1 protein-coding gene is annotated in these 247 nt (G+C 32.8%); it reads left to right on the forward strand.

The window, feature by feature from the left end; genetic code table 11:
- Window positions 1-247: TolC family protein (locus H2O73_RS24240; RefSeq protein WP_182110829.1), on the forward strand; the 247-nt coding region annotated here is incomplete at both ends.

The raw sequence follows: 247 nt of genomic DNA on the forward strand, positions 1-247 counted from the left end.
GCCAATAAAGAGTTAGCTGATAATAGTTTTAAACAAGGCTATTTACAACGTGCAGATGTTTTGAATGTGGAAGTGCGAGTGACTGAAGTTCAAAACCAATTACAAGCAGCAAAAAGTAATGTGCAAAATGCATCTAACTATTTATCTTTTTTAATGAATGATGAATCGTATGTGCTTTATACACCAACCGATAGTTTAACGGTAGCAACTTTTAATGTTGCAGATAAATCTATTTCTGAAAACCGTT

It is taken from the genome of Vibrio marinisediminis (genome assembly GCF_014050145.1).
Lineage (GTDB): Bacteria > Pseudomonadota > Gammaproteobacteria > Enterobacterales > Vibrionaceae > Vibrio > Vibrio marinisediminis.